Source organism: Streptomyces sp. NPDC002463, assembly GCF_042889835.1.
GTDB classification, from domain to species: domain Bacteria; phylum Actinomycetota; class Actinomycetes; order Streptomycetales; family Streptomycetaceae; genus Streptomyces; species Streptomyces nymphaeiformis.
This window is the reverse complement of record NZ_JBIARL010000008.1, coordinates 94902-114246: the sequence shown is the minus strand read 5'-3', so window position 1 is coordinate 114246 and position 19345 is coordinate 94902. Positions and strand designations below refer to the sequence as shown.

Below are 19345 nucleotides of genomic sequence, written 5' to 3'. Positions count from 1 at the left end.
GGGTGCCGTCCCGGGCCGTCGAGAGACCTGCGGTCCGCCGACAGACCTGCGGGGTGCGCACATGAGCGGAACCATACGGACCAAGGGCGGCCACGGCCGCCTCGGCAGCGTGCTGTCGGGGCTGGCCGTGGCCGTCGGCTGTGTGCTCTTCCTCGGCGGCTTCGTCTGGGGAGCCGTGCTCTACCAGCCGTTCACCGTCCCCACCGACTCCATGACCCCGACCATCGACGTCGGGTCCAAGATCCTCGCCGAGCGGATCGACGGGGACGAGGTGCGGCGCGGCGACGTCGTCGTCTTCAAGGACCCCCTCTGGGGCGCCTCGCCCATGGTCAAGCGGGTCGCCGGCATCGGCGGCGACACCGTCGCCTGCTGCGACAGGGACGGGCGGCTCACCGTGAACGGCACGCCCGTCGTCGAGCCATACCTGCGGCCCGGCGCCGACGGCCGGACCGTCGCCTCGGGCCGGGAGTTCTCCGTGACCGTCCCCGAGGACAGCCTCTTCCTCCTCGGCGACGACCGGAACGTCTCGCTCGACTCCCGTACGCACCTGGAGGACGCCGGACAGGGCTCCGTGCCCCGCTCCATGGTCATCGGCAGGGTCGACGCCGTCGTGTGGCCCGCCAAGGGCCTTCTGGAGCCCGCCACGGGCTTCGCCGGACTCCCGGGCGGCAGCTCGCGACCGGGACCGTTCGAGGCGCTCCTCACGGCGATCGCGGCCGGCACCGCGCTGATCCTCCTGGGGTCCGCGTACGGTCCGGTGGCACGCCTCCTGACCCGCCGCCCCTCCGAGGGGCCGAGGCAGGGGGCGCGGGAGAAGGTGGGGGCATGACGGACACAGGGGCTTCGGGGCTCGCGTCCGACCCGGGTTCCGCGGCGGGCGCCGGGTCGTTGCCGGATCCGGGTTCCGGGCCGGGTGACGCGACCGTGCGGCGGCGGGTCGCGCGGGTCGTGCTGCTCGACCCCGACGACCGTGTCCTGCTCCTGCACGGCTACGAGCCCGAGGACCCCGACGACACCTGGTGGTTCACCCCCGGCGGCGGCCTGGAGGGCGACGAGACCCGGGAGGAGGCGGCGCTCCGCGAGCTCACGGAGGAGACCGGCATCACCGAGGTCGACCTCGGCCCCGTGATCTGGAAGCGGTACTGCTCCTTCCCCTTCGACGGGCGCCGCTACGACCAGGACGAGTGGTACTACCTGGCCCGCACCCGCGGGACCGGGGCCGCACCCGGGCCGCAGGCCCTCACGGAGCTGGAGACCCGCAGTCTCGCGGGACTGAGATGGTGGACCTCCGCCGAACTGTCGGCGGCCCATGAGACGGTGTACCCGACCAGGCTCGCCGAGCTGCTGCGCACGCTGCTCGACGAGGGACCTCCGAGTGCACCGGTGGTTCTCGCCCCGGAAATCGTTTAGGGGCGCGTACGACTGGCGCACAATAGGGGGACGCACGGCTGAAGGGGAACATGCCATGAGCGCCGAGGACCTCGAGAAGTACGAGACCGAGATGGAGCTGAAGCTCTACCGGGAGTACCGCGACGTCGTCGGGCTGTTCAAATACGTGATCGAGACCGAGCGCCGCTTCTACCTCACCAACGACTACGAGATGCAGGTGCACTCGGTGCAGGGCGAGGTGTTCTTCGAGGTCAGCATGGCCGACGCCTGGGTCTGGGACATGTACCGGCCCGCCAGGTTCGTCAAGCAGGTCCGGGTCCTGACCTTCAAGGACGTGAACATCGAGGAGCTCAACAAGAGCGACCTCGAACTCCCCGGCAGCTGAGGCCGCCGCTCCCGCACCACACCCGCGGAAATCACCCTCAAGGGCGACGGCGTTCTCCACAGCCTCCAGGCCGTCCACAGCGCCGCACGCGGTCCGTCGCACTCCGTCACAGTCGGTGACGGAGGTGGTACCGCATGAACAGGACCCAAGCACTCGGACGGTACGGGGAGGAGCTGGCGACCCGCCGGCTCACCGCGACCGGCATGCACATCCTCGCCCGCAACTGGCGCTGCGGCCGGGCCGGCGAGATCGACATCGTCGCCCGCGACGGCGACACCCTCGTCATCTGCGAGGTCAAGACCCGGCGCGACGGCGCCTACGAACACCCGATGGCCGCCGTCACACCCCGCAAGGCCGAGCGGCTCCGCCGCCTCGCCGCCTGCTGGCTCGACCGCAACGACACCCAGGCCCCCGCCGGCGGCGTCCGCATCGACCTCGTCGGCATCGTCCTGCCGCGCAAGGGCGCCCCCGTCCTCACCCACGCCCAGGGGGTGGCCTGATGGGATTCGCCCGCACCTGCTCCGTCGCCCTCGTCGGCGTCGAAGGCGTCGTCGTTGAGGTCCAGGCCGACCTCGAACCGGGCGTCGCCGCCTTCACCCTCGTCGGCCTCCCCGACAAGAGCCTCAGCGAGAGCCGCGACCGGGTCCGCGCCGCCGTCGTCAACTCCGGCGCCGAATGGCCCCAGAAGAAGCTGACCGTCGGCCTCAGCCCGGCCTCCGTCCCGAAGGGCGGCAGCGGATTCGACCTGGCCGTCGCCGCGGCCGTCCTCGGCGCCGCCGAGCGGATCGACCCCCGCACCATCGCCGACCTCGTCCTCATCGGAGAACTCGGCCTCGACGGGCGCGTCCGGCCCGTCCGCGGAGTCCTGCCCGCCGTCCTCGCCGCCGCCGAAGCCGGATACAGCCAGGTCGTCGTCCCCGAACAGACCGCCGGAGAGGCCTCACTCGTCCCCGGCGTCTCCGTGCTCGGCGTCCGCACGCTCCGCCAGCTGATCGCCGTCCTCACCGACGAACCCGTCCCCGACGAGGAACCCTGCGAGGAGGGCAGGCCCGACGCCATGCTCGCCGGACTCCTCGTCCCCGGCGCCGGCATCGCCACCGGGCTCTCCGCCGACCCCACCGAAGGACCCGACCTCGCCGACGTCGCCGGACAGCACCGGGCCCGCCTCGCCCTGGAGGTCGCCGCCGCGGGCGGCCACCACCTGCTCCTCTCCGGCCCGCCGGGCGCCGGCAAGACCATGCTGGCCGAGCGCCTGCCCGGCATCCTCCCGCCCCTCACCCGGCAGGAATCCCTGGAGGTCACCGCCGTCCACTCCGTCGCCGGGATCCTCCCGCCCGGCGAACCCCTCGTCCACCGCGCCCCCTACTGCGCACCCCATCACTCCGCCACCATGCAGTCCCTCGTCGGCGGCGGGAACGGCCTCCCCAGGCCCGGCGCCGTCTCCCTGTCCCACCGAGGGGTCCTGTTCCTCGACGAGGCGCCGGAGTTCTCCGGCAAGGCCCTCGACGCCCTCCGCCAGCCCCTCGAATCCGGGCACGTCGTCATCGCCCGCGCCGCCGGCGTCGTCCGCCTCCCCGCCCGCTTCCTCCTCGCCCTCGCCGCCAACCCCTGCCCCTGCGGCCGCCACACGCTGTACGGCGCGGGCTGCGAATGCCCCGCCTCCGTCATCCGCCGCTACCAGGCACGACTCTCCGGACCCCTGCTCGACCGCGTCGACCTCCGCGTCGAGGTCGAACCCGTCACCCGCGCCGACCTCCTCGGGCAGGGCGGCCGGGGCGAGACCACCGCCGCCGTCGCCGCCCGGGTCCACGAAGCCCGCGCCAGGGCCGCCGCACGTCTCGCCGGCACCCCCTGGAGGGTGAACAGCGAGATCCCCGGGCACGAGCTCCGCACCCGCCACCTCGCCGCACCCGGAGCCCTCGCCGACGCCGAACGCGACGTCGAGCGCGGACTGCTCACCGCCCGAGGCCTCGACCGCGTGCTCCGCGTCGCCTGGACCGTGGCCGACCTGAACGGACACGACCGGCCCGACAGCCAGGACATCGGCCTCGCCCTCGAACTGCGCACCGGCGTCGCCCGCGGCGTGCCCGTCGGAGCGGGGGAGCCCGCATGACCACCACACCCGCCCCCGGCGACGAGCGCCTGGCCCGCGCCACCCTCAGCCGCGCCGTCGAACCCGGCGACGAACACGCCGGCCGCTTGCTCCGCCAGTACGGCGCCACCGGCTTCCTCGACCGCCTCCTCCACACCGGGAGCACCGGGAGCACCGGGAGCACCGGGCACGCCGGGGACGATACCTCTCCCTTCCCCGGCACGAGCGCCAAACGCGTCGCCTCCTGGCGACAACGCGCCGCCGCCGCCCGCCCCGGCGACGACCTCGACACCGTCCAGCGCCTCGGCGGCCGCTTCCTCGTCCCCGGCGACACCGAATGGCCCCGTCAACTCGACGACCTCGGCGACGCCCGTCCGATCGGACTCTGGGTCAGAGGCCCCGCCGACCTGCGCACCTGGGCCCTGCGCTCCGTCGCCCTCGTCGGGGCCCGCGCCTGCACCCCGTACGGCGCCCACACCGCCACGGACCTCGCCGCCGACCTCAGCCGGCAGGGCTGGGTCGTCGTCTCCGGAGCCGCCTACGGCATCGACGGCGCCGCCCACCGGGGCGCCCTCGCCGCCGACGGCGCCACGGTCGCCGTCCTCGCCTGCGGCGTCGACACCCCCTACCCCCGCGGCCACGACCGGCTCATCCGACGCGTCGCGGAACAGGGCCTCGTCGTCGGCGAGTTGCCACCCGACAGCCACCCCACACCCAGCCGCTTCATCCTCCGCAACCGCGTCATCGCCGCCCTCACCAGGGGAACGGTCGTCGTCGAGGCCCAGCACCGCAGCGGCTCCCTCGTCACCGCCCGCGCCGCCGCCCGGCTCGGCCGCCACACCATGGGCGTCCCAGGCCCCGTGACCAGCGCACTCTCCGCCGGCGTCCACGAACTCCTGCGCGGCGACGCCACCCTCGTCACCGACGCCGACGAGATCATCGAGCTCATCGGTGAGATCGGCCGGCTCGCCCCGGCCCGCCGGGGCCCCGTCCTGCCCCGCGACCTCCTCGCCCCCGCCACCGCGCACATCCTCGAAGCGCTCCCCGCACGCGGCCCCACCCCCACCACCGTCATCGCCCGCCGCGCCGGAACCACCCCCGACGACACCCTCGCCAAGCTGTACGAACTCCACTCGCTCGGCTTCGTCGAGCGGCACGGGGAGGGCTGGAGGTTGACGAACACCGCGACAGAAGCGTCGAACGCGCGGCGAGGCGGTACTTGACCTGGAGCATTCGGGTGAAAGGGTGAAGGCGATGAACAACCGAGTTCCCTCGGCCGCGCCCGAGGGGCCGACACGCGCCGCGGCCCCGGTTCGAAGACGTGGTCGACGGCGTCCACTCGCAGCGGCGCGATCCACCGATGTTCGCGCACCGCGACAGCGCACTCACGCTACGCTCACCAGGATTCCCTCCAGGACACCCATCAGGACACCCACCCCGACACACCCGACAGCAGAACGGCTCAAGGCAACGCATGCCCCAGCACACCTCCGGGTCTGACCGCGCTGCGGTGCCCCCAGCAGCCCGGGGCACCGTGCGACCGGCCGCACCGACCTCACTCGACGAGCTGTGGCGCTCGTACAAGGACACCGGCGACGAGCGGCTGCGCGAGCAGCTGATCCTGCACTACTCGCCGCTCGTCAAGTACGTGGCCGGACGGGTCAGCGTGGGGCTGCCGTCCAACGTGGAGCAGGCCGACTTCGTCTCCTCCGGGGTCTTCGGCCTCATCGACGCCATCGAGAAGTTCGACGTCGAGCGCGCGATCAAGTTCGAGACGTACGCCATCACCCGCATCCGCGGCGCCATGATCGACGAACTCCGCGCCCTGGACTGGATCCCCCGCTCCGTCCGCCAGAAGGCCCGCAACGTCGAGCGCGCCTACGCCACCCTCGAAGCCCAGCTCCGCCGGACCCCCTCCGAGAGCGAGGTCGCCGCGGAGATGGACATCACCCTGGAGGAACTGCACGCGGTCTTCAGCCAGTTGTCCCTGGCGAACGTGGTCGCCCTGGAGGAGCTGCTGCACGTCGGAGGCGAGGGCGGCGACCGGCTCTCCCTCATGGACACCCTCGAGGACACCGCCGCCGACAACCCCGTCGAGGTCGCCGAGGACCGCGAGCTGCGCCGGCTGCTCGCCCGCGCCATCAACACGCTCCCCGAGCGGGAGAAGACCGTCGTCACGCTCTACTACTACGAGGGCCTGACCCTCGCCGAGATCGGCCACGTCCTCGGGGTCACCGAGAGCCGCGTCAGCCAGATCCACACCAAATCCGTCCTCCAGCTCCGCGCCAAACTGGCCGACGTCGGCCGCTGACCCTTGCGGGCCGGTCGTAGAGTGGAGCCGTGCCCAGGATTCGAGCGGCCTCGGTGGCCGAGCACCGGACGATGCAGCGCGGCGCCCTCCTGGACGCCGCGCGTTCCCTGCTCTCCGAGGGGGGTACGGACGCGCTGACCTTCCCCGCCCTCGCCGAGCGCACGGGCCTGGCCCGCTCGTCGGTCTACGAGTACTTCCGGTCGCGCGCCGCCGTCGTCGAGGAGCTGTGCGCCGTCGACTTCCCCGTCTGGGCCGCCGAGGTCGAGGCCGCCATGGCCGGCGCCGAGACGCCGCGCGGCAAGGTCGAGGCGTACGTCCGCACACAGCTGGACCTCGTCGGGGACCGGCGCCACCGGGCGGTCGTCGCCATCTCGGCGAGCGAGCTGGACGACGGCGCCCGCGAGAAGATCCGCGCGGCCCACGGCGGCCTCGTCGCCATGATCGTCGAAGCCCTCGCCGCCCTCGGCCAGCCCCAGCCCCGCCTGGGCGCCATGCTCCTCCAGGGCGTCGTCGACGCCGCGGTCCGCCGCATCGAACTCGGCGCGGCCGAGGACCCCGCGACCATCGCCGAGGCGGCGGTCACGATGGCCCTCCACGGAGTGGCCGGCCCCCAGACCTGACCCGAAGGACGGGCCCCCGCCCCCTCCCCCCCGCCCCTCCCTCCCCCGCCCCCTCCCCTTGGCCTCAGTCGTCGTCGAGCGGGAGCAGCCGTGACGGGGACCTTCTCGTCAGGAGGAGCGGGTTCAGGTACTCCTCGCCCCTGAGCAGGCCCCAGTGGAGGCAGGATCTCGGGCAGTGGGTGCCGGCCGTGACCTCGGCGATCGGGGTGCCCGGTGTGACCGCAGTGCCGGGCGGTACCAGTGGGGTCACCGGGGTGAAGGTCGTGCGGAGTGGGGGAGTGCCCGTGCCCGGGAGGGTGAGGGTGACGGCGCCGTGGCCGCCCACCGGGCCCGCGAACGTGACCGTGCCCGCGGCCGGGGCGAGGACCGGGGTGCCCGGGGGTGCGGCGAGGTCCACGCCGCGGTGACCGGCCGCGTACGGGCCGGGCGGGGGCTGCCAGCCGCGGAGGATCTCCGGCGGGGGCGGACCCACCGGCCAGACGAGGGCCGGGGGTGGGCCCACCGGCCGCACGGGGAACGGCGGCGGGCCCGGCCACGCGAGGGTCAGGGTCAGGAGCAGAGGGACCAGGTGCATGGGGGAAGGCTCCCCCGGGCGGCCGGATCGGGTGGGTCGCGGGCGGTATCTGTGGATTACCCGCCGGTTGTGGACGGCACCGTCACCCGGCGCTCCCGGGGTCCCGTACACTTCCTATGGCGACCCGGGTCACCGGGTCGACTTCGCACGCCCCGCCACCTGCTCTCAGAGGCGGGCGGCAGCGCCTTTCGGTCCTTCGTGGCACGGCGCGCCGGGGCGTCAGGAACACAACCGAGAAAACCAAGGAGATGGCCATGGCCGTCGTCACGATGCGGGAGCTGCTGGAGAGCGGCGTCCACTTCGGTCACCAGACCCGTCGCTGGAACCCGAAGATGAAGCGCTTCATCTTCACCGAGCGCAACGGCATCTACATCATCGACCTGCTCCAGTCGCTGTCGTACATCGACCGCGCCTACGAGTTCGTCAAGGAGACCGTCGCGCACGGCGGCTCCATCATGTTCGTCGGTACGAAGAAGCAGGCCCAGGAGGCCATCGCCGAGCAGGCGACGCGTGTCGGCATGCCGTACGTCAACCAGCGTTGGCTCGGTGGCATGCTCACCAACTTCTCCACCGTCTACAAGCGTCTGCAGCGCCTCAAGGAGCTCGAGCAGATCGACTTCGAGGACGTCGCCGCCTCGGGTCTCACCAAGAAGGAGCTCCTGGTCCTCTCCCGCGAGAAGGCCAAGCTGGAGAAGACCCTCGGTGGTATCCGCGAGATGCAGAAGGTGCCGAGCGCCGTCTGGATCGTCGACACCAAGAAGGAGCACATCGCCGTCGGTGAGGCGCGCAAGCTCCACATCCCGGTCGTCGCGATCCTCGACACCAACTGCGACCCCGACGAGGTCGACTACAAGATCCCGGGCAACGACGACGCGATCCGCTCCGTCACCCTGCTCACCCGCGTGATCGCCGACGCCGTCGCCGAGGGCCTCATCGCCCGCTCCGGCGCCGCGACCGGCGACTCGAAGCCGGGCGAGAAGGCCGCCGGCGAGCCGCTCGCCGAGTGGGAGCGCGACCTGCTCGAGGGCGAGAAGAAGGCTGAGGAGGCCCCGGCCGCCGAGGCTCCGGCCGCTGAGGCTCCGGCCGCCGAGGCCCCCGCCGCCGAGGCTCCGGCCGCGGACGCCGAGCAGGCCTGACCCTTCAGGACCTTCGGGTGACGACGGCGGGGGCTCACGAGGCTCCCGCCGTCCACCCGTGGACCCGCCCGATCTTTCAGACTTCGAGAGAGAAACAGACTCATGGCGAACTACACCGCCGCTGACGTCAAGAAGCTCCGCGAGCTCACCGGCGCCGGCATGATGGACTGCAAGAAGGCCCTGGACGAGGCCGACGGCAACGTCGACAAGGCCGTCGAGGCGCTCCGTATCAAGGGCCAGAAGGGCGTCGCCAAGCGCGAGGGCCGCTCTGCCGAGAACGGCGCCGTGGTCTCCCTCATCGCCGACGACAACACCTCCGGCGTCCTCGTCGAGCTGAAGTGCGAGACGGACTTCGTCGCCAAGGGTGACAAGTTCCAGGCCGTCGCCGCCCAGCTGGCCGAGCACGTCGCCGCCACCGCCCCGGCCGACCTGGAGGCGCTGCTCGCCTCCGAGATCGAGGCCGGCAAGACCGTGCAGGCGTTCGTCGACGAGGCCAACGCCAACCTCGGCGAGAAGATCGTCCTCGACCGCTTCGCGCAGTACGCCGACGGCTTCGTCTACGCGTACATGCACCGCACGATGCCCGACCTGCCGCCGCAGATCGGTGTCCTCGTCGAGTTCGACAAGGCCGACGCCGACGTCGCCAAGGGTGTCGCCCAGCACATCGCCGCCTTCGCGCCGAAGTACCTCACCAAGGAAGACATTCCGGCCGAGGTCGTCGAGTCCGAGCGTCGCATCGCCGAGGAGACCACCCGCGCCGAGGGCAAGCCCGAGGCCGCGATCGCCAAGATCGTCGAGGGTCGCGTCAACGGCTTCTTCAAGGACGCCACGCTGCTCGGCCAGCCGTACGCCCTTGACAACAAGAAGTCCGTCCAGAAGGTCCTGGACGAGGCCGGTGTCACCCTGAAGCGCTTCACGCGCATCAAGGTCGGCATCTGAGTCCGTACGCGAACGCGACGGACACCGGACCCCGGTAGGGTCTGAGGCAGTCGTCCGCGCCCGCGCAGGACGACCGCAGATCTGACGAGGAGGCCATTGCCGTACGGGATACCGAGAGGACCCAAGGCAATGGCCTCCTTCGTATGTGCACGAGGAGATCTCCATGAATCAGGGCGCCGTACAGGGCGACGACAACAACGGCAAGAAGGCCGGCCGCTACATGCTGAAGCTGTCCGGAGAAGCCTTCTCCGGCGGTACCGGCCTGGGCGTCGACCCCGACGTCGTGCACGCCATCGCGCGTGAGATCGCGGCCGTCGTCCGCGACGGCGCGGAGATCGCGATCGTGATCGGCGGCGGCAACTTCTTCCGCGGCGCCGAGCTCCAGCAGCGCGGCATGGACCGGGCCCGCTCCGACTACATGGGCATGCTCGGCACCGTGATGAACTGCCTCGCGCTCCAGGACTTCCTGGAGAAGGAGGGCATCGACTCCCGCGTCCAGACCGCCATCACCATGGGCCAGGTCGCGGAGCCGTACATCCCGCTGCGCGCCGTGCGCCACCTGGAGAAGGGCCGCGTGGTCATCTTCGGTGCGGGCATGGGCATGCCGTACTTCTCCACGGACACCACCGCCGCCCAGCGCGCCCTGGAGATCGACGCCGAGGCCCTGCTCATGGGCAAGAACGGCGTGGACGGCGTCTACGACTCCGACCCGAAGGCCAACCCCGACGCGGTCAAGTTCGACGCCCTCGAGTACGGCGAGGTGATCTCCCGTGACCTCAAGGTCGCCGACGCCACCGCCGTCACCCTGTGCCGGGACAACAACCTCCCGATCCTCGTCTTCGAACTGCTCACCGAGGGCAATATCGCTCGCGCGGTGAAGGGTGAGAAGATCGGCACGCTCGTGAGCGACCAGGGCACCCGGGCCTGACCCGAACCGGGGAACCGCCCCGCAAGGGGATGGACAGAGCCCTGCCGGTCGTACACCGTGCAGGACACAACGCGACGACACGCAGGAGCAAGTGGTGATCGAAGAGACCCTCCTCGAGGCCGAGGAGAAGATGGAGAAGGCCGTCGTGGTCGCCAAGGAGGACTTCGCCGCGATCCGCACCGGCCGTGCGCACCCGGCGATGTTCAACAAGATCGTGGCCGACTACTACGGTGCCATCACCCCCATCAACCAGCTGGCGTCGTTCTCGGTGCCGGAGCCGCGCATGGCCGTGGTGACCCCGTTCGACAAGAGCGCGCTGCGCAACATCGAGCAGGCCATCCGCGACTCGGACCTCGGCGTCAACCCGAGCAACGACGGCAACATCATCCGCGTGGTGTTCCCCGAGCTGACCGAGGAGCGCCGCCGGGAGTACATCAAGGTCGCCAAGGGCAAGGCCGAGGACTCGAAGATCTCGATCCGCTCGGTGCGCCGCAAGGCCAAGGAGACCATCGACAAGCTCGTCAAGGACGGCGAGGTCGGCGAGGACGAGGGCCGCCGCGCCGAGAAGGAGCTCGACGACACCACCGCGAAGTACGTCGCGCAGGTGGACGAGCTGCTCAAGCACAAGGAAGCCGAGCTGCTCGAGGTCTGATGAACGACTCTTCCTGGGGGGCCCCGGCCGGTTCCGGCCGTGGGGGACCCGACCAGGGGCCTGCCCCGGCGGGTCCCGCATACGATCGGCAGCAGGCGGCGCAGACTCGGCCCATGCCCATCGTGCCCGACGTTCCCGCCGGCGGATTCCAGGACGGTCACGGCCGGGGGGCCGCTCACCCGAGCGGTCCCCTGTTCCGTGACGAGACGCCGCACGAGCACCCGCAGGAGCCCATGTCCAGCCCCACCCCGCCTCCGCCGTCCGCGCCGTCGCCGGCGCCCCGGCAGAAGAAGAGCGCGGGCCGTGACCTGGGCGCGGCCATAGGGGTCGGGGTCGGGCTCGGCGCCGTCATCATCGCGTCGCTGTTCATCTGGAAGCCGGCGTTCGTCGGAGTGATAGCTGTCGCCGTGGTCGTCGGCCTGTGGGAGCTCACCTCCCGCCTCCAGGAGCGCAAGGCGATCAAGGCTCCGCTGGTGCCGCTCGCGGTCGGCGGCGCGGCGATGGTCGTCGCCGGCTACGTCCGGGGCGCCGAGGGCGCCTGGGTGGCGATGGCCCTCACGGCGCTCGCGGTGCTCGTCTGGCGGATGACGGAGCCGCCCGAGGGCTACCTGAAGGACGTCACGGCGGGGGTCTTCGCCGCGTTCTACGTGCCGTTCCTGGCGACCTTCGTGGCGATGCTGCTGACCGCGGACGACGGGGCGCAGCGGGTGCTGACGTTCCTGATCCTCACGGTCGTCAGCGACACCGGGGCGTACGCCGTCGGCTGGCGCTTCGGCAAGCACAAGCTGGCCCCGCGGATCAGTCCCGGCAAGACCCGTGAGGGCCTGGTCGGCGCGGTGACGTTCGCGATGGCGGCGGGTGCGCTGTGCATGCAGTTCATGATCGACGACGGTGCCTGGTGGCAGGGCCTGATCCTCGGCCTCGCGGTGGCGGCGAGCGCGACGCTCGGCGACCTCGGCGAGTCCATGATCAAGCGCGACCTCGGCATCAAGGACATGGGCACGCTGCTGCCGGGCCACGGCGGCATCATGGACCGGCTGGACTCCCTGCTGCCGACGGCGCCGGTGGTGTGGCTGCTGCTGGCGCTGTTCGTCGGTACCGGCTGACACCGGCCACGGCGCCATGCGGCGGAGCCGCACGTCGATACATCATGGACCGGCTGGACTCCCTGCTGCCGACGGCGCCGGTGGTGTGGCTGCTGCTGGCTTTGTTCGTCGGAACGGCTTGACGGACAGCGGGTACTCTGGAAGGGCTCGTGGCGCGTGCGTCGCGGGCCCTTCCGTCGTCCTCGCCACTGCGAGGACGGTCCAGTGAGGTCTCCTGGCTCCGGCATCGTGATGCCACGCTCCCCGTCGCCGCGGGGATACCAGACCTCGTGCCGTCTGAGGAGACACCCGATCGTGGCCCGTCCAGTGCCCGGAGAACTCACTTTCGTCGCCCCCCGCGGAGCCAAGAAGCCGCCGCGGCACCTCGCCGACCTCTCGCCCGCCGAGCGGAAGGAGGCCGTCGCCGCGATCGGCGAGAAGCCCTTCCGCGCCAAGCAGCTGTCCACGCACTACTTCGCGCGGTACGCGCACGACCCCGCCGAGTGGACCGACATCCCGGCCGCCTCGCGGGAGAAGCTGGCCGGGGAGCTGCTGCCCGACCTGATGTCCGTGGTGCGGCACATCTCGTGCGACGACGACACCACCCGTAAGACCCTGTGGAAGCTGCACGACGGCACGCTCGTGGAGTCGGTGCTCATGCGCTACCCGGACCGGGTGACCATGTGCATCTCCTCGCAGGCCGGCTGCGGGATGAACTGCCCGTTCTGCGCGACCGGGCAGGCGGGCCTCGACCGGAACCTGTCGACCGCCGAGATCGTGCACCAGATCGTGGACGGGATGCGGTCGCTGCGGGACGGGGAGGTGCCCGGGGGGCCGGCGCGGCTCTCCAACATCGTCTTCATGGGCATGGGCGAGCCGCTCGCCAACTACAAGCGGGTCGTCGGAGCCATCCGGCGGCTCACCGACCCCGAGCCGGACGGCCTCGGGCTGTCGCAGCGCGGCATCACCGTCTCCACCGTCGGCCTCGTGCCCGCGATGCTGCGCTTCGCCGACGAGGGCTTCAAGTGCCGTCTCGCCGTCTCGCTGCACGCGCCCGACGACGAGCTCCGCGACACCCTCGTGCCCGTCAACACGCGCTGGAAGGTCCGCGAGGTCCTCGACGCGGCCTGGGAGTACGCGGAGAAGTCCGGGCGCCGGATCTCCATCGAGTACGCCCTCATCCGGGACATCAACGACCAGGCCTGGCGCGGCGACCTCCTCGGCCGCCTCCTCAAGGGCAAGCGGGTGCACGTCAACCTCATCCCGCTGAACCCGACGCCCGGGTCCAAGTGGACGGCGTCCCGCCCCGAGGACGAGAAGGCCTTCGTCGAGGCGATCGCCCGGCACGGCGTGCCGGTGACCGTGCGGGACACCCGCGGTCAGGAGATCGACGGTGCCTGTGGACAGCTCGCGGCCGCCGAGCGCTGACCTTGTAGTCTGAGCTCGAACACATCTCCATATTCCGACAGGGGAGCGCCACAGCGCTGAGAGTGCGGTAACCGTAGACCGCAGACCCTCTGAACCTCGCCCAGGTCATTCTGGGTAGGAAGTTCGGTCGTAACTCAAGCTGTTGCGCCCTGCCCGCGCCCGGTCCGCCGGTCGTGGGCAGGGCCGCGTCTCTTCCTGGTCACACCCAGGAGGAATCCAGTGAGCATCAAGAAGGCCGCCGCCGTCGCGCTCGTCGCGGCGCTCGGCGTCACGAGCCTCGCCGCGTGCGGCACCGACGACGTCCGGGGCGCGGCCGGCAAGACCGACCAGCCCGCACCGAAGACGGTGACGCTGGTGAGCCACGACTCGTTCAACGCCTCCAAGGAAGTCCTCGCGGACTTCACCAAGCAGACCGGGTTCACGGTCAAGGTGCTGAAGAGCGGCGACGCCGGCGAGGCCGTCAACAAGGAGATCCTGACCAAGGGCTCCCCGCAGGGTGACGTCTTCTTCGGCGTCGACAACACGCTGCTGTCCCGCGCCCTCGACAACGGGATCTTCGTGCCGTACGAGGCGAAGGGCCTGGACCGGGTCCCGGCGACGTACCAGCTCGACAAGGAGCACCGGGTCACCCCGATCGACTCCGGCGACATCTGCGTCAACTACGACAAGAAGTACTTCGCGGACAAGAAGCTGGCGCCGCCGGTCACCTTCGACGACCTCGCGAAGCCGGCGTACAAGAACCTGCTCGTCGTGGAGAACCCCGAGCTGTCCTCCCCGGGCCTCGGCTTCCTGCTCGGCACGGCCGCGAAGTACGGCGACGAGGGCTGGCAGGACTACTGGAAGAAGCTCAAGGCCAACGGTGTGAAGACCGTCGACAGCTGGGAGCTCGCCTACAACCAGGAGTTCTCCGGCTCGGCCGGCGGCAAGCAGGCCAAGGGCGACCGGCCGCTGGTCGTGTCGTACGCATCCAGCCCGCCGGTCGAGGTGCTGTACGGCGAGCCGCAGCCGAAGGTGGCGCCCACCGGCGTCTCCACCGGCACCTGCTTCCGGCAGGTCGAGTTCGCGGGCCTGCTGAACGGTGCGAAGAACCCCGAGGGCGGCAAGGCGCTGATCGACTTCCTGATCTCCAAGAAGTTCCAGGAGGACATGCCGCTCCAGATGTTCGTCAACCCGGTGGCGAAGGACGCGGCCCTGCCGGAGTTGTTCACCAAGCACGGCGTGGTGATCGACAAGCCGGAGACCATGACGCCCCAGAAGATCGCCGAGAAGCGTGACCCGTGGATCCAGCAGTGGTCGTCGCTCGTCCTGAAGTGACACGTGAGGTGACACGGGACCTCAGGGGGGACGCGACGCGGCTCGGGCTGATGGCCCTGCCCGTCGCGTTCTTCGGGGTCTTCTTCGCCTGGCCCGTCGTGTCCATCGTGGACCGGGGGCTCCGGCCCGACGGCGCCTGGCGGTTCGGCCGGATCGGCGAGACGCTGAGCCGGCCGGACATCCTCGACGTGCTCGGCTTCACCGTGTGGCAGGCGCTCGCCTCCACCGGGCTCACCCTGCTGGTCGCGCTGCCCGGGGCGTACGTCTTCGCCCGCTTCGACTTCCCCGGCAAGGGCGCGCTGCGGGCCGTCGTCACGGTGCCGTTCGTGCTGCCGACCGTTCTCGTCGGCACCGCGTTCCTGGCGCTCGTCGGCCGGAACGGGCTCACCGACGAGCTGTGGGGGCTGCGGCTCGACACCAGTGTGTGGGCGATCCTCCTCGCGCACGTCTTCTTCAACTACGCGGTCGTCGTCCGGACCGTCGGCGGCCTCTGGTCGCAGCTCGACCCGCGCCAGGAGGAGGCCGCCCGGGTCCTCGGCGCCTCCCGCTGGCGGGCCTGGCGGACGGTCACGCTGCCCGCGCTCGCGCCGTCGGTGGCGGCCGCCGCCCTGATGGTCTTCCTCTTCACCTTCACCTCCTTCGGCGTCGTGCAGATCCTCGGCGGGGACGCGTACTCCACCCTCGAGGCCGAGATCTACCGGCAGACCGCCCGGCTGCTCGACCTGTCGACGGCGGCGGTCCTGACCCTCGTCCAGTTCGCGGCCGTCGGCGCGATCCTGGGCGTGCACGCCTGGACCGTACGGCGGCGGGAGACCGCCCTGCGGCTCGTGGCGCCGGAGCGGACCGCTCGCCGGCCGCGCGGCGCCGGGCAGTGGGCGCTGCTCGCGGGCGTGCTGTTCTCCGTGGCGCTGCTGATCCTGCTGCCGCTCGGTGTGCTCGTGGAGCGCTCCTTCGCCGGGCCGCGCGGGTACGGGCTCGGCTACTACCGGGCGCTCGGCTCGCTCGACGAGTCCGGGACCTTCCTCGTCCCGCCCCTGGAGGCGATCGGGAACTCGCTGCGGTACGCGGTGGCCGCCACCGCCATCGCGGTGCTGATCGGCGGACTCGCGGCGGCGGCCCTCACCCGGCGGGCCGGGCGGCTGGTGCGGGGCTTCGACGCGCTGCTCATGCTGCCGCTCGGGGTCTCCGCCGTCACCGTCGGCTTCGGCTTCCTCATCACGCTCGACGAGCCTCCGCTCGACCTGCGGGCCAGCTGGATCCTCGTACCCCTCGCCCAGGCACTGGTCGGCGTCCCCTTCGTCGTACGGACGATGCTGCCGGTCCTGCGCGCGGTGGACGAGCGGCTGAGGGAGGCGGCGGCCGTGCTCGGCGCCTCGCCGTGGCGGGCCTGGCGGGAGGTGGACCTGCCGATGGTGCGGCGGGCGCTGCTCATCGCGGCCGGGTTCGCCTTCGCGGTGTCGCTCGGCGAGTTCGGGGCGACCGTGTTCATCGCCCGGCCCGACAGCCCGACGCTGCCGGTCGCCGTGGCCCGGCTGCTCGGCCGGCCCGGCGAGCTCAACTACGGCCAGGCCATGGCCCTCTCGACGATTCTGATGGTGGTGTGCGCGGTGTCCCTGCTGCTGCTCGAACGGCTCCGCACCGACCGGACCTCCGGGGAGTTCTGATGCTGTCGATCGAGGACGCGACCGTACGGTTCGGGGAGCGGGCCGTGCTCGACGCCGTGGACCTGGACGTCGCCGAGCACGAGATCGTGTGCGTGCTCGGCCCCAGCGGCAGCGGCAAGTCCACGCTGCTGCGGGCCGTCGCCGGGCTCCAGCCGCTCGACACGGGCCGGGTGCTGCTCGGCGGCGCCGACCAGGCCGGGGTGCCGGTGCACCGGCGGGGCGTCGGCCTCATGTTCCAGGACCACCAGCTCTTCCCGCAGCGGGACGTCGGCGGCAACGTCGCCTTCGGGCTCCGCATGCGGGGCGCCCGGAAGGCCGAACAGGCCGAGCGGGTACGGGAGCTGCTCGACCTCGTCGGCCTCCCCGGCGCCGAGCGGCGGTCCGTCGCCGCGCTCTCCGGTGGCGAGCAGCAGCGGGTCGCGCTCGCCCGCGCCCTCGCCCCCTCGCCCCGGCTCCTGATGCTCGACGAACCGCTCGGCCAGCTCGACCGGGGGCTGCGGGAGCGGCTCGTCGTGGAGCTGCGGCAGCTCTTCGGGCGGCTCGGGACGACGGTCCTCGCCGTCACCCACGACCAGGGCGAGGCCTTCGCGCTCGCCGACCGGCTCGTGGTCATGCGGGACGGGCGGATCGCCCAGTCGGGTGCGCCGGCGGACGTGTGGGCTCGGCCCGCGTCGGAGTTCGTGGCCCGGTTCCTCGGCTTCGACAACGTGGTGGCGGCGCGGGTGACGGGCGCCGTCGCGCAGACCGCGTGGGGGAAGGTCCCGGTCCCGGACGGCTCGCCGGAGGGCGAGCGGCGGCTCCTCGTCCGCCCGGGCGGGGTGCGGCTCGTGGAGGAGGGTCCGGCCTGGACCGTGGAGTCCAGGACCTTCCGGGGCAGCCAGGTCGTCGTACGGCTCCGGCCGGCCGAGGGTCCCGACCTGGAGGCCGAGCTCCCGCTCCGGGAGGCGCCGGAGGAAGGCGCCCGGGTGGGCGTGGAGTTCCGGGCGGAGGACGTGGTGGTGCTCGGGGACGACGCTCCCTAGGGGTGGTGCTCGGGGGCGACACTCCGGCGCGCGGGGTGCGATGAGTTCTCGTCGCCGGGGGAGTCTCCTGTGTGTTCGTCGTTTTCCCGTCGACCACGCAGGAGGAAGCCGTGGGCCAGCTGCTCAGAGTCCAGAACTTCAACGTCTCGTCCGATGGATACGGTGCCGGTGAGGGCCAGAGCCTCGAAAGGCCGTTCGGTCACGCGGAGCCCGGGGAGATGTTCTCCTGGGCCGGCGCCACGGCGAGCTGGCCCATGCGGACCGACCCCGGCGGCAGCCGCGGCCTCGACGACTACCTGACGCGGGACTACGCGCGGAACATCGGCGCCGAGATCATGGGCCGCAACAAGTTCTCGCCCCTGCGCGGGCCCTGGGAGAACGAGGACTGGCGCGGCTGGTGGGGCGAGAAGCCGCCGTTCCGCACGCCGGTGTTCGTCCTGACGCACCACCCGCGCCCCTCGTTCACGCTCGCCGACACCACCTTCCACTTCGTCGACGCCGACCCCGCGACCGTCCTCGGGATGGCGAAGGAGGCGGCGGGCGGCAAGGACGTCCGCCTCGGCGGCGGGGCCATGACGATCCGGGAGTTCCTGGACGCGGATCTCGTCGACACGCTGCACGTCGCCGTGTCGCCGGTGAAGCTCGGATCCGGGTCACGGCTGTGGGAGTCCCCCGAGGAGCTGTACGACCGCTTCCACTGCGACATCGTGCCCAGCCCTGGTGGTCGGGTGACGCACTATCTGTTCTGGCGGAAGTGAGGTCCTAGCACCTGGTGCACGCCCTCCGGGTCGCCCGCTGGTAGGCGCGGGTGGCTCGGCCGAGGGCGAGGCCGTAGCCGCAGAAGCCGCCGTACGCGACGGCGACCACCCACGGGGCGTGGTCCGCCACGCCGGCGGTGATCACTCCCGTCCAGGCCAGCAGGCCGAAGGCGGCCAGGAACGCCCCGAACGGGGCGAGCGCGCCCGCCCCCGTCCACCCGAGCGCGAGCAGCGGAAGCCGGGGCAGCCGCCGGCCCCACGGGCGGGTCAGCGCGAGCGCGAGGGCCATGCCGAGGAGCGCCAGGACGGCGGTGACGTCGATCCCGTGGTCGTACAGCCAGATGCCCAGGTCGCTGGTGTACTGCGGGTCGACGCCGGGGCGGCCGGTGCCCGTGTAGCCGGGGGTGATGCCCAGGGCCCAGAGCGTCTTCAGGACGGCGTACGGGACGAGGGCGGCGACGGCGACGAGACCGGCGCGGGTGGCGGGCCGGGCGGCCGTGGTTCCGGTGCGGTGGCCGCGCCCGCCGCAGTACGGGCACGTGCCCTGCGTCCGGCGCCGATGGGCGAGGGCCGCGCAGTTCCACAACACCGCGCCCAGGACGGCGAGGAACTGGTTGACGAGAGCCGCCCAGTCGACCGGGTCCTGGTTGCGGGACAGGAGGAACAGCAGGTGGACGGGGCTGAGGAGGGCAGGGAAGCCCGAGGTCAGGCAGAGCGCGACGACCGCCCACGCCGCCGTCGGGAGCCACCGGACGCCGGGGCGGCGCAGCAGGGCGTACGCGAGGACGGCGGCCGCCCCGTACAGCACCGCCGCGCCCGTCTCCGGTCCGGTGCCCGTGCCCTTGGCGAGGAGGGCGTAGCCGAAGGCGGGGCCCGTGAGCGCGGCGAGGGCCGCGCCCGTGGCGTACAGCAGCGACCAGACGAACGCGGCGCGGCCCGCCCAGGACGGCCACGTGGACAGGAGTGTCTTCGGGGTCATGGCCCGAGACTGCCGTCGGAGGACTCCCGGGGGCATCGGCCCCCGGGCGCGTCCGTCTCCGCCGCGCGG

Annotated in this window: 20 protein-coding genes and 1 riboswitch; of the genes, 18 read left to right on the top strand and 2 right to left on the bottom strand. The window is 72.0% G+C overall.

Going from position 1 to position 19345, the window contains the following annotated elements; genetic code table 11:
• Positions 1–61: 61 nt before the first annotated feature.
• From lepB to ACFYX3_RS17935, 8 genes are all read left to right on the top strand, one after another.
• Positions 62–829 carry a signal peptidase I gene (gene lepB / locus ACFYX3_RS17970; protein WP_389014143.1) on the top strand — a complete coding sequence of 256 codons (768 nt, stop codon included), beginning with the start codon at positions 62–64 and terminating at the stop codon, positions 827–829.
• On the top strand, positions 826–1410 hold the full coding sequence (locus ACFYX3_RS17965; RefSeq protein ID WP_382661755.1) for an NUDIX hydrolase: 585 nt from the start codon (positions 826–828) through the stop codon (positions 1408–1410). Before lepB ends, ACFYX3_RS17965 begins: the two co-directional genes overlap by 4 nt.
• A gap of 55 nt (positions 1411–1465) precedes the next feature.
• Complete coding sequence (locus ACFYX3_RS17960) at positions 1466–1774, top strand: DUF2469 domain-containing protein (RefSeq protein WP_005311352.1); 309 nt, start codon at positions 1466–1468, stop codon at positions 1772–1774.
• Between the two features lie 134 nt (positions 1775–1908).
• Positions 1909–2274, top strand: a complete 366-nt coding sequence (locus tag ACFYX3_RS17955) for a YraN family protein (RefSeq protein WP_376592491.1) — start codon at positions 1909–1911, stop codon at positions 2272–2274.
• The gene (locus ACFYX3_RS17950; protein WP_389014137.1) at positions 2274–3887 is read left to right on the top strand and encodes a YifB family Mg chelatase-like AAA ATPase; all 1614 of its coding nucleotides are present in this window, start codon (positions 2274–2276) and stop codon (positions 3885–3887) included. Before ACFYX3_RS17955 ends, ACFYX3_RS17950 begins: the two co-directional genes overlap by 1 nt.
• Positions 3884–5089 (top strand): DNA-processing protein DprA, encoded by a 1206-nt coding sequence (dprA, locus tag ACFYX3_RS17945; RefSeq protein ID WP_389014134.1) that lies wholly within the window; start codon positions 3884–3886, stop codon positions 5087–5089. Before ACFYX3_RS17950 ends, dprA begins: the two co-directional genes overlap by 4 nt.
• 251 nt (positions 5090–5340) lie before the next feature.
• Complete coding sequence (gene whiG, locus ACFYX3_RS17940) at positions 5341–6177, top strand: RNA polymerase sigma factor WhiG (RefSeq protein ID WP_116158615.1); 837 nt, start codon at positions 5341–5343, stop codon at positions 6175–6177.
• Positions 6178–6230: 53 nt separating this feature from the next.
• Positions 6231–6797 carry a TetR/AcrR family transcriptional regulator gene (locus tag ACFYX3_RS17935; protein ID WP_116158614.1) on the top strand — a complete coding sequence of 189 codons (567 nt, stop codon included), beginning with the start codon at positions 6231–6233 and terminating at the stop codon, positions 6795–6797.
• A gap of 64 nt (positions 6798–6861) precedes the next feature.
• On the opposite strand, the gene ACFYX3_RS17930 is transcribed toward ACFYX3_RS17935, so the two are convergent.
• A complete protein-coding gene (locus tag ACFYX3_RS17930) occupies positions 6862–7371 on the bottom strand; it encodes a murein hydrolase activator EnvC family protein (RefSeq protein ID WP_389014131.1) in 510 nt (169 codons plus the stop codon).
• Between the two features lie 254 nt (positions 7372–7625).
• On the opposite strand from ACFYX3_RS17930, the gene rpsB reads away from it, so the two are divergent.
• From rpsB to ACFYX3_RS17880, 10 genes are all read left to right on the top strand, one after another.
• Positions 7626–8507: a 30S ribosomal protein S2 gene (rpsB, locus tag ACFYX3_RS17925; RefSeq protein ID WP_352027791.1), complete on the top strand. Its 882-nt coding sequence runs from the start codon at positions 7626–7628 to the stop codon at positions 8505–8507.
• Positions 8508–8609: 102 nt separating this feature from the next.
• On the top strand, positions 8610–9446 hold the full coding sequence (gene tsf, locus ACFYX3_RS17920; protein ID WP_389014127.1) for a translation elongation factor Ts: 837 nt from the start codon (positions 8610–8612) through the stop codon (positions 9444–9446).
• A gap of 163 nt (positions 9447–9609) precedes the next feature.
• The gene (pyrH, locus tag ACFYX3_RS17915; RefSeq protein ID WP_150162048.1) at positions 9610–10374 is read left to right on the top strand and encodes a UMP kinase; all 765 of its coding nucleotides are present in this window, start codon (positions 9610–9612) and stop codon (positions 10372–10374) included.
• Between the two features lie 94 nt (positions 10375–10468).
• Positions 10469–11026, top strand: coding sequence for a ribosome recycling factor (gene frr / locus ACFYX3_RS17910; protein ID WP_026057589.1), 558 nt, complete (start codon positions 10469–10471; stop codon positions 11024–11026).
• Positions 11026–12132, top strand: a complete 1107-nt coding sequence (locus tag ACFYX3_RS17905; RefSeq protein ID WP_382661767.1) for a phosphatidate cytidylyltransferase — start codon at positions 11026–11028, stop codon at positions 12130–12132. Before frr ends, ACFYX3_RS17905 begins: the two co-directional genes overlap by 1 nt.
• A 294-nt stretch (positions 12133–12426) precedes the next feature.
• Positions 12427–13539, top strand: a complete 1113-nt coding sequence (gene rlmN, locus ACFYX3_RS17900; RefSeq protein ID WP_181924493.1) for a 23S rRNA (adenine(2503)-C(2))-methyltransferase RlmN — start codon at positions 12427–12429, stop codon at positions 13537–13539.
• Positions 13540–13568: 29 nt separating this feature from the next.
• A riboswitch (TPP riboswitch) is annotated at positions 13569–13678 on the top strand.
• An 80-nt stretch (positions 13679–13758) separates the two neighbouring features.
• On the top strand, positions 13759–14853 hold the full coding sequence (locus ACFYX3_RS17895; protein WP_389014122.1) for a thiamine ABC transporter substrate binding subunit: 1095 nt from the start codon (positions 13759–13761) through the stop codon (positions 14851–14853).
• A 50-nt stretch (positions 14854–14903) separates the two neighbouring features.
• Complete coding sequence (locus ACFYX3_RS17890) at positions 14904–16517, top strand: ABC transporter permease (RefSeq protein ID WP_389014573.1); 1614 nt, start codon at positions 14904–14906, stop codon at positions 16515–16517.
• The gene (locus ACFYX3_RS17885; RefSeq protein WP_389014119.1) at positions 16517–17539 is read left to right on the top strand and encodes an ABC transporter ATP-binding protein; all 1023 of its coding nucleotides are present in this window, start codon (positions 16517–16519) and stop codon (positions 17537–17539) included. The genes ACFYX3_RS17890 and ACFYX3_RS17885 overlap by 1 nt, the downstream gene beginning before the upstream one ends.
• Positions 17540–17649: 110 nt before the next feature.
• Complete coding sequence (locus tag ACFYX3_RS17880; RefSeq protein ID WP_389014570.1) at positions 17650–18297, top strand: dihydrofolate reductase family protein; 648 nt, start codon at positions 17650–17652, stop codon at positions 18295–18297.
• 4 nt (positions 18298–18301) lie between these two features.
• Here the strand turns inward: ACFYX3_RS17880 and ACFYX3_RS17875 are convergent, their stop codons facing one another.
• On the bottom strand, positions 18302–19276 hold the full coding sequence (locus tag ACFYX3_RS17875) for a hypothetical protein (protein WP_389014116.1): 975 nt from the start codon (positions 19274–19276) through the stop codon (positions 18302–18304).
• Positions 19277–19345 lie beyond the last annotated feature (69 nt).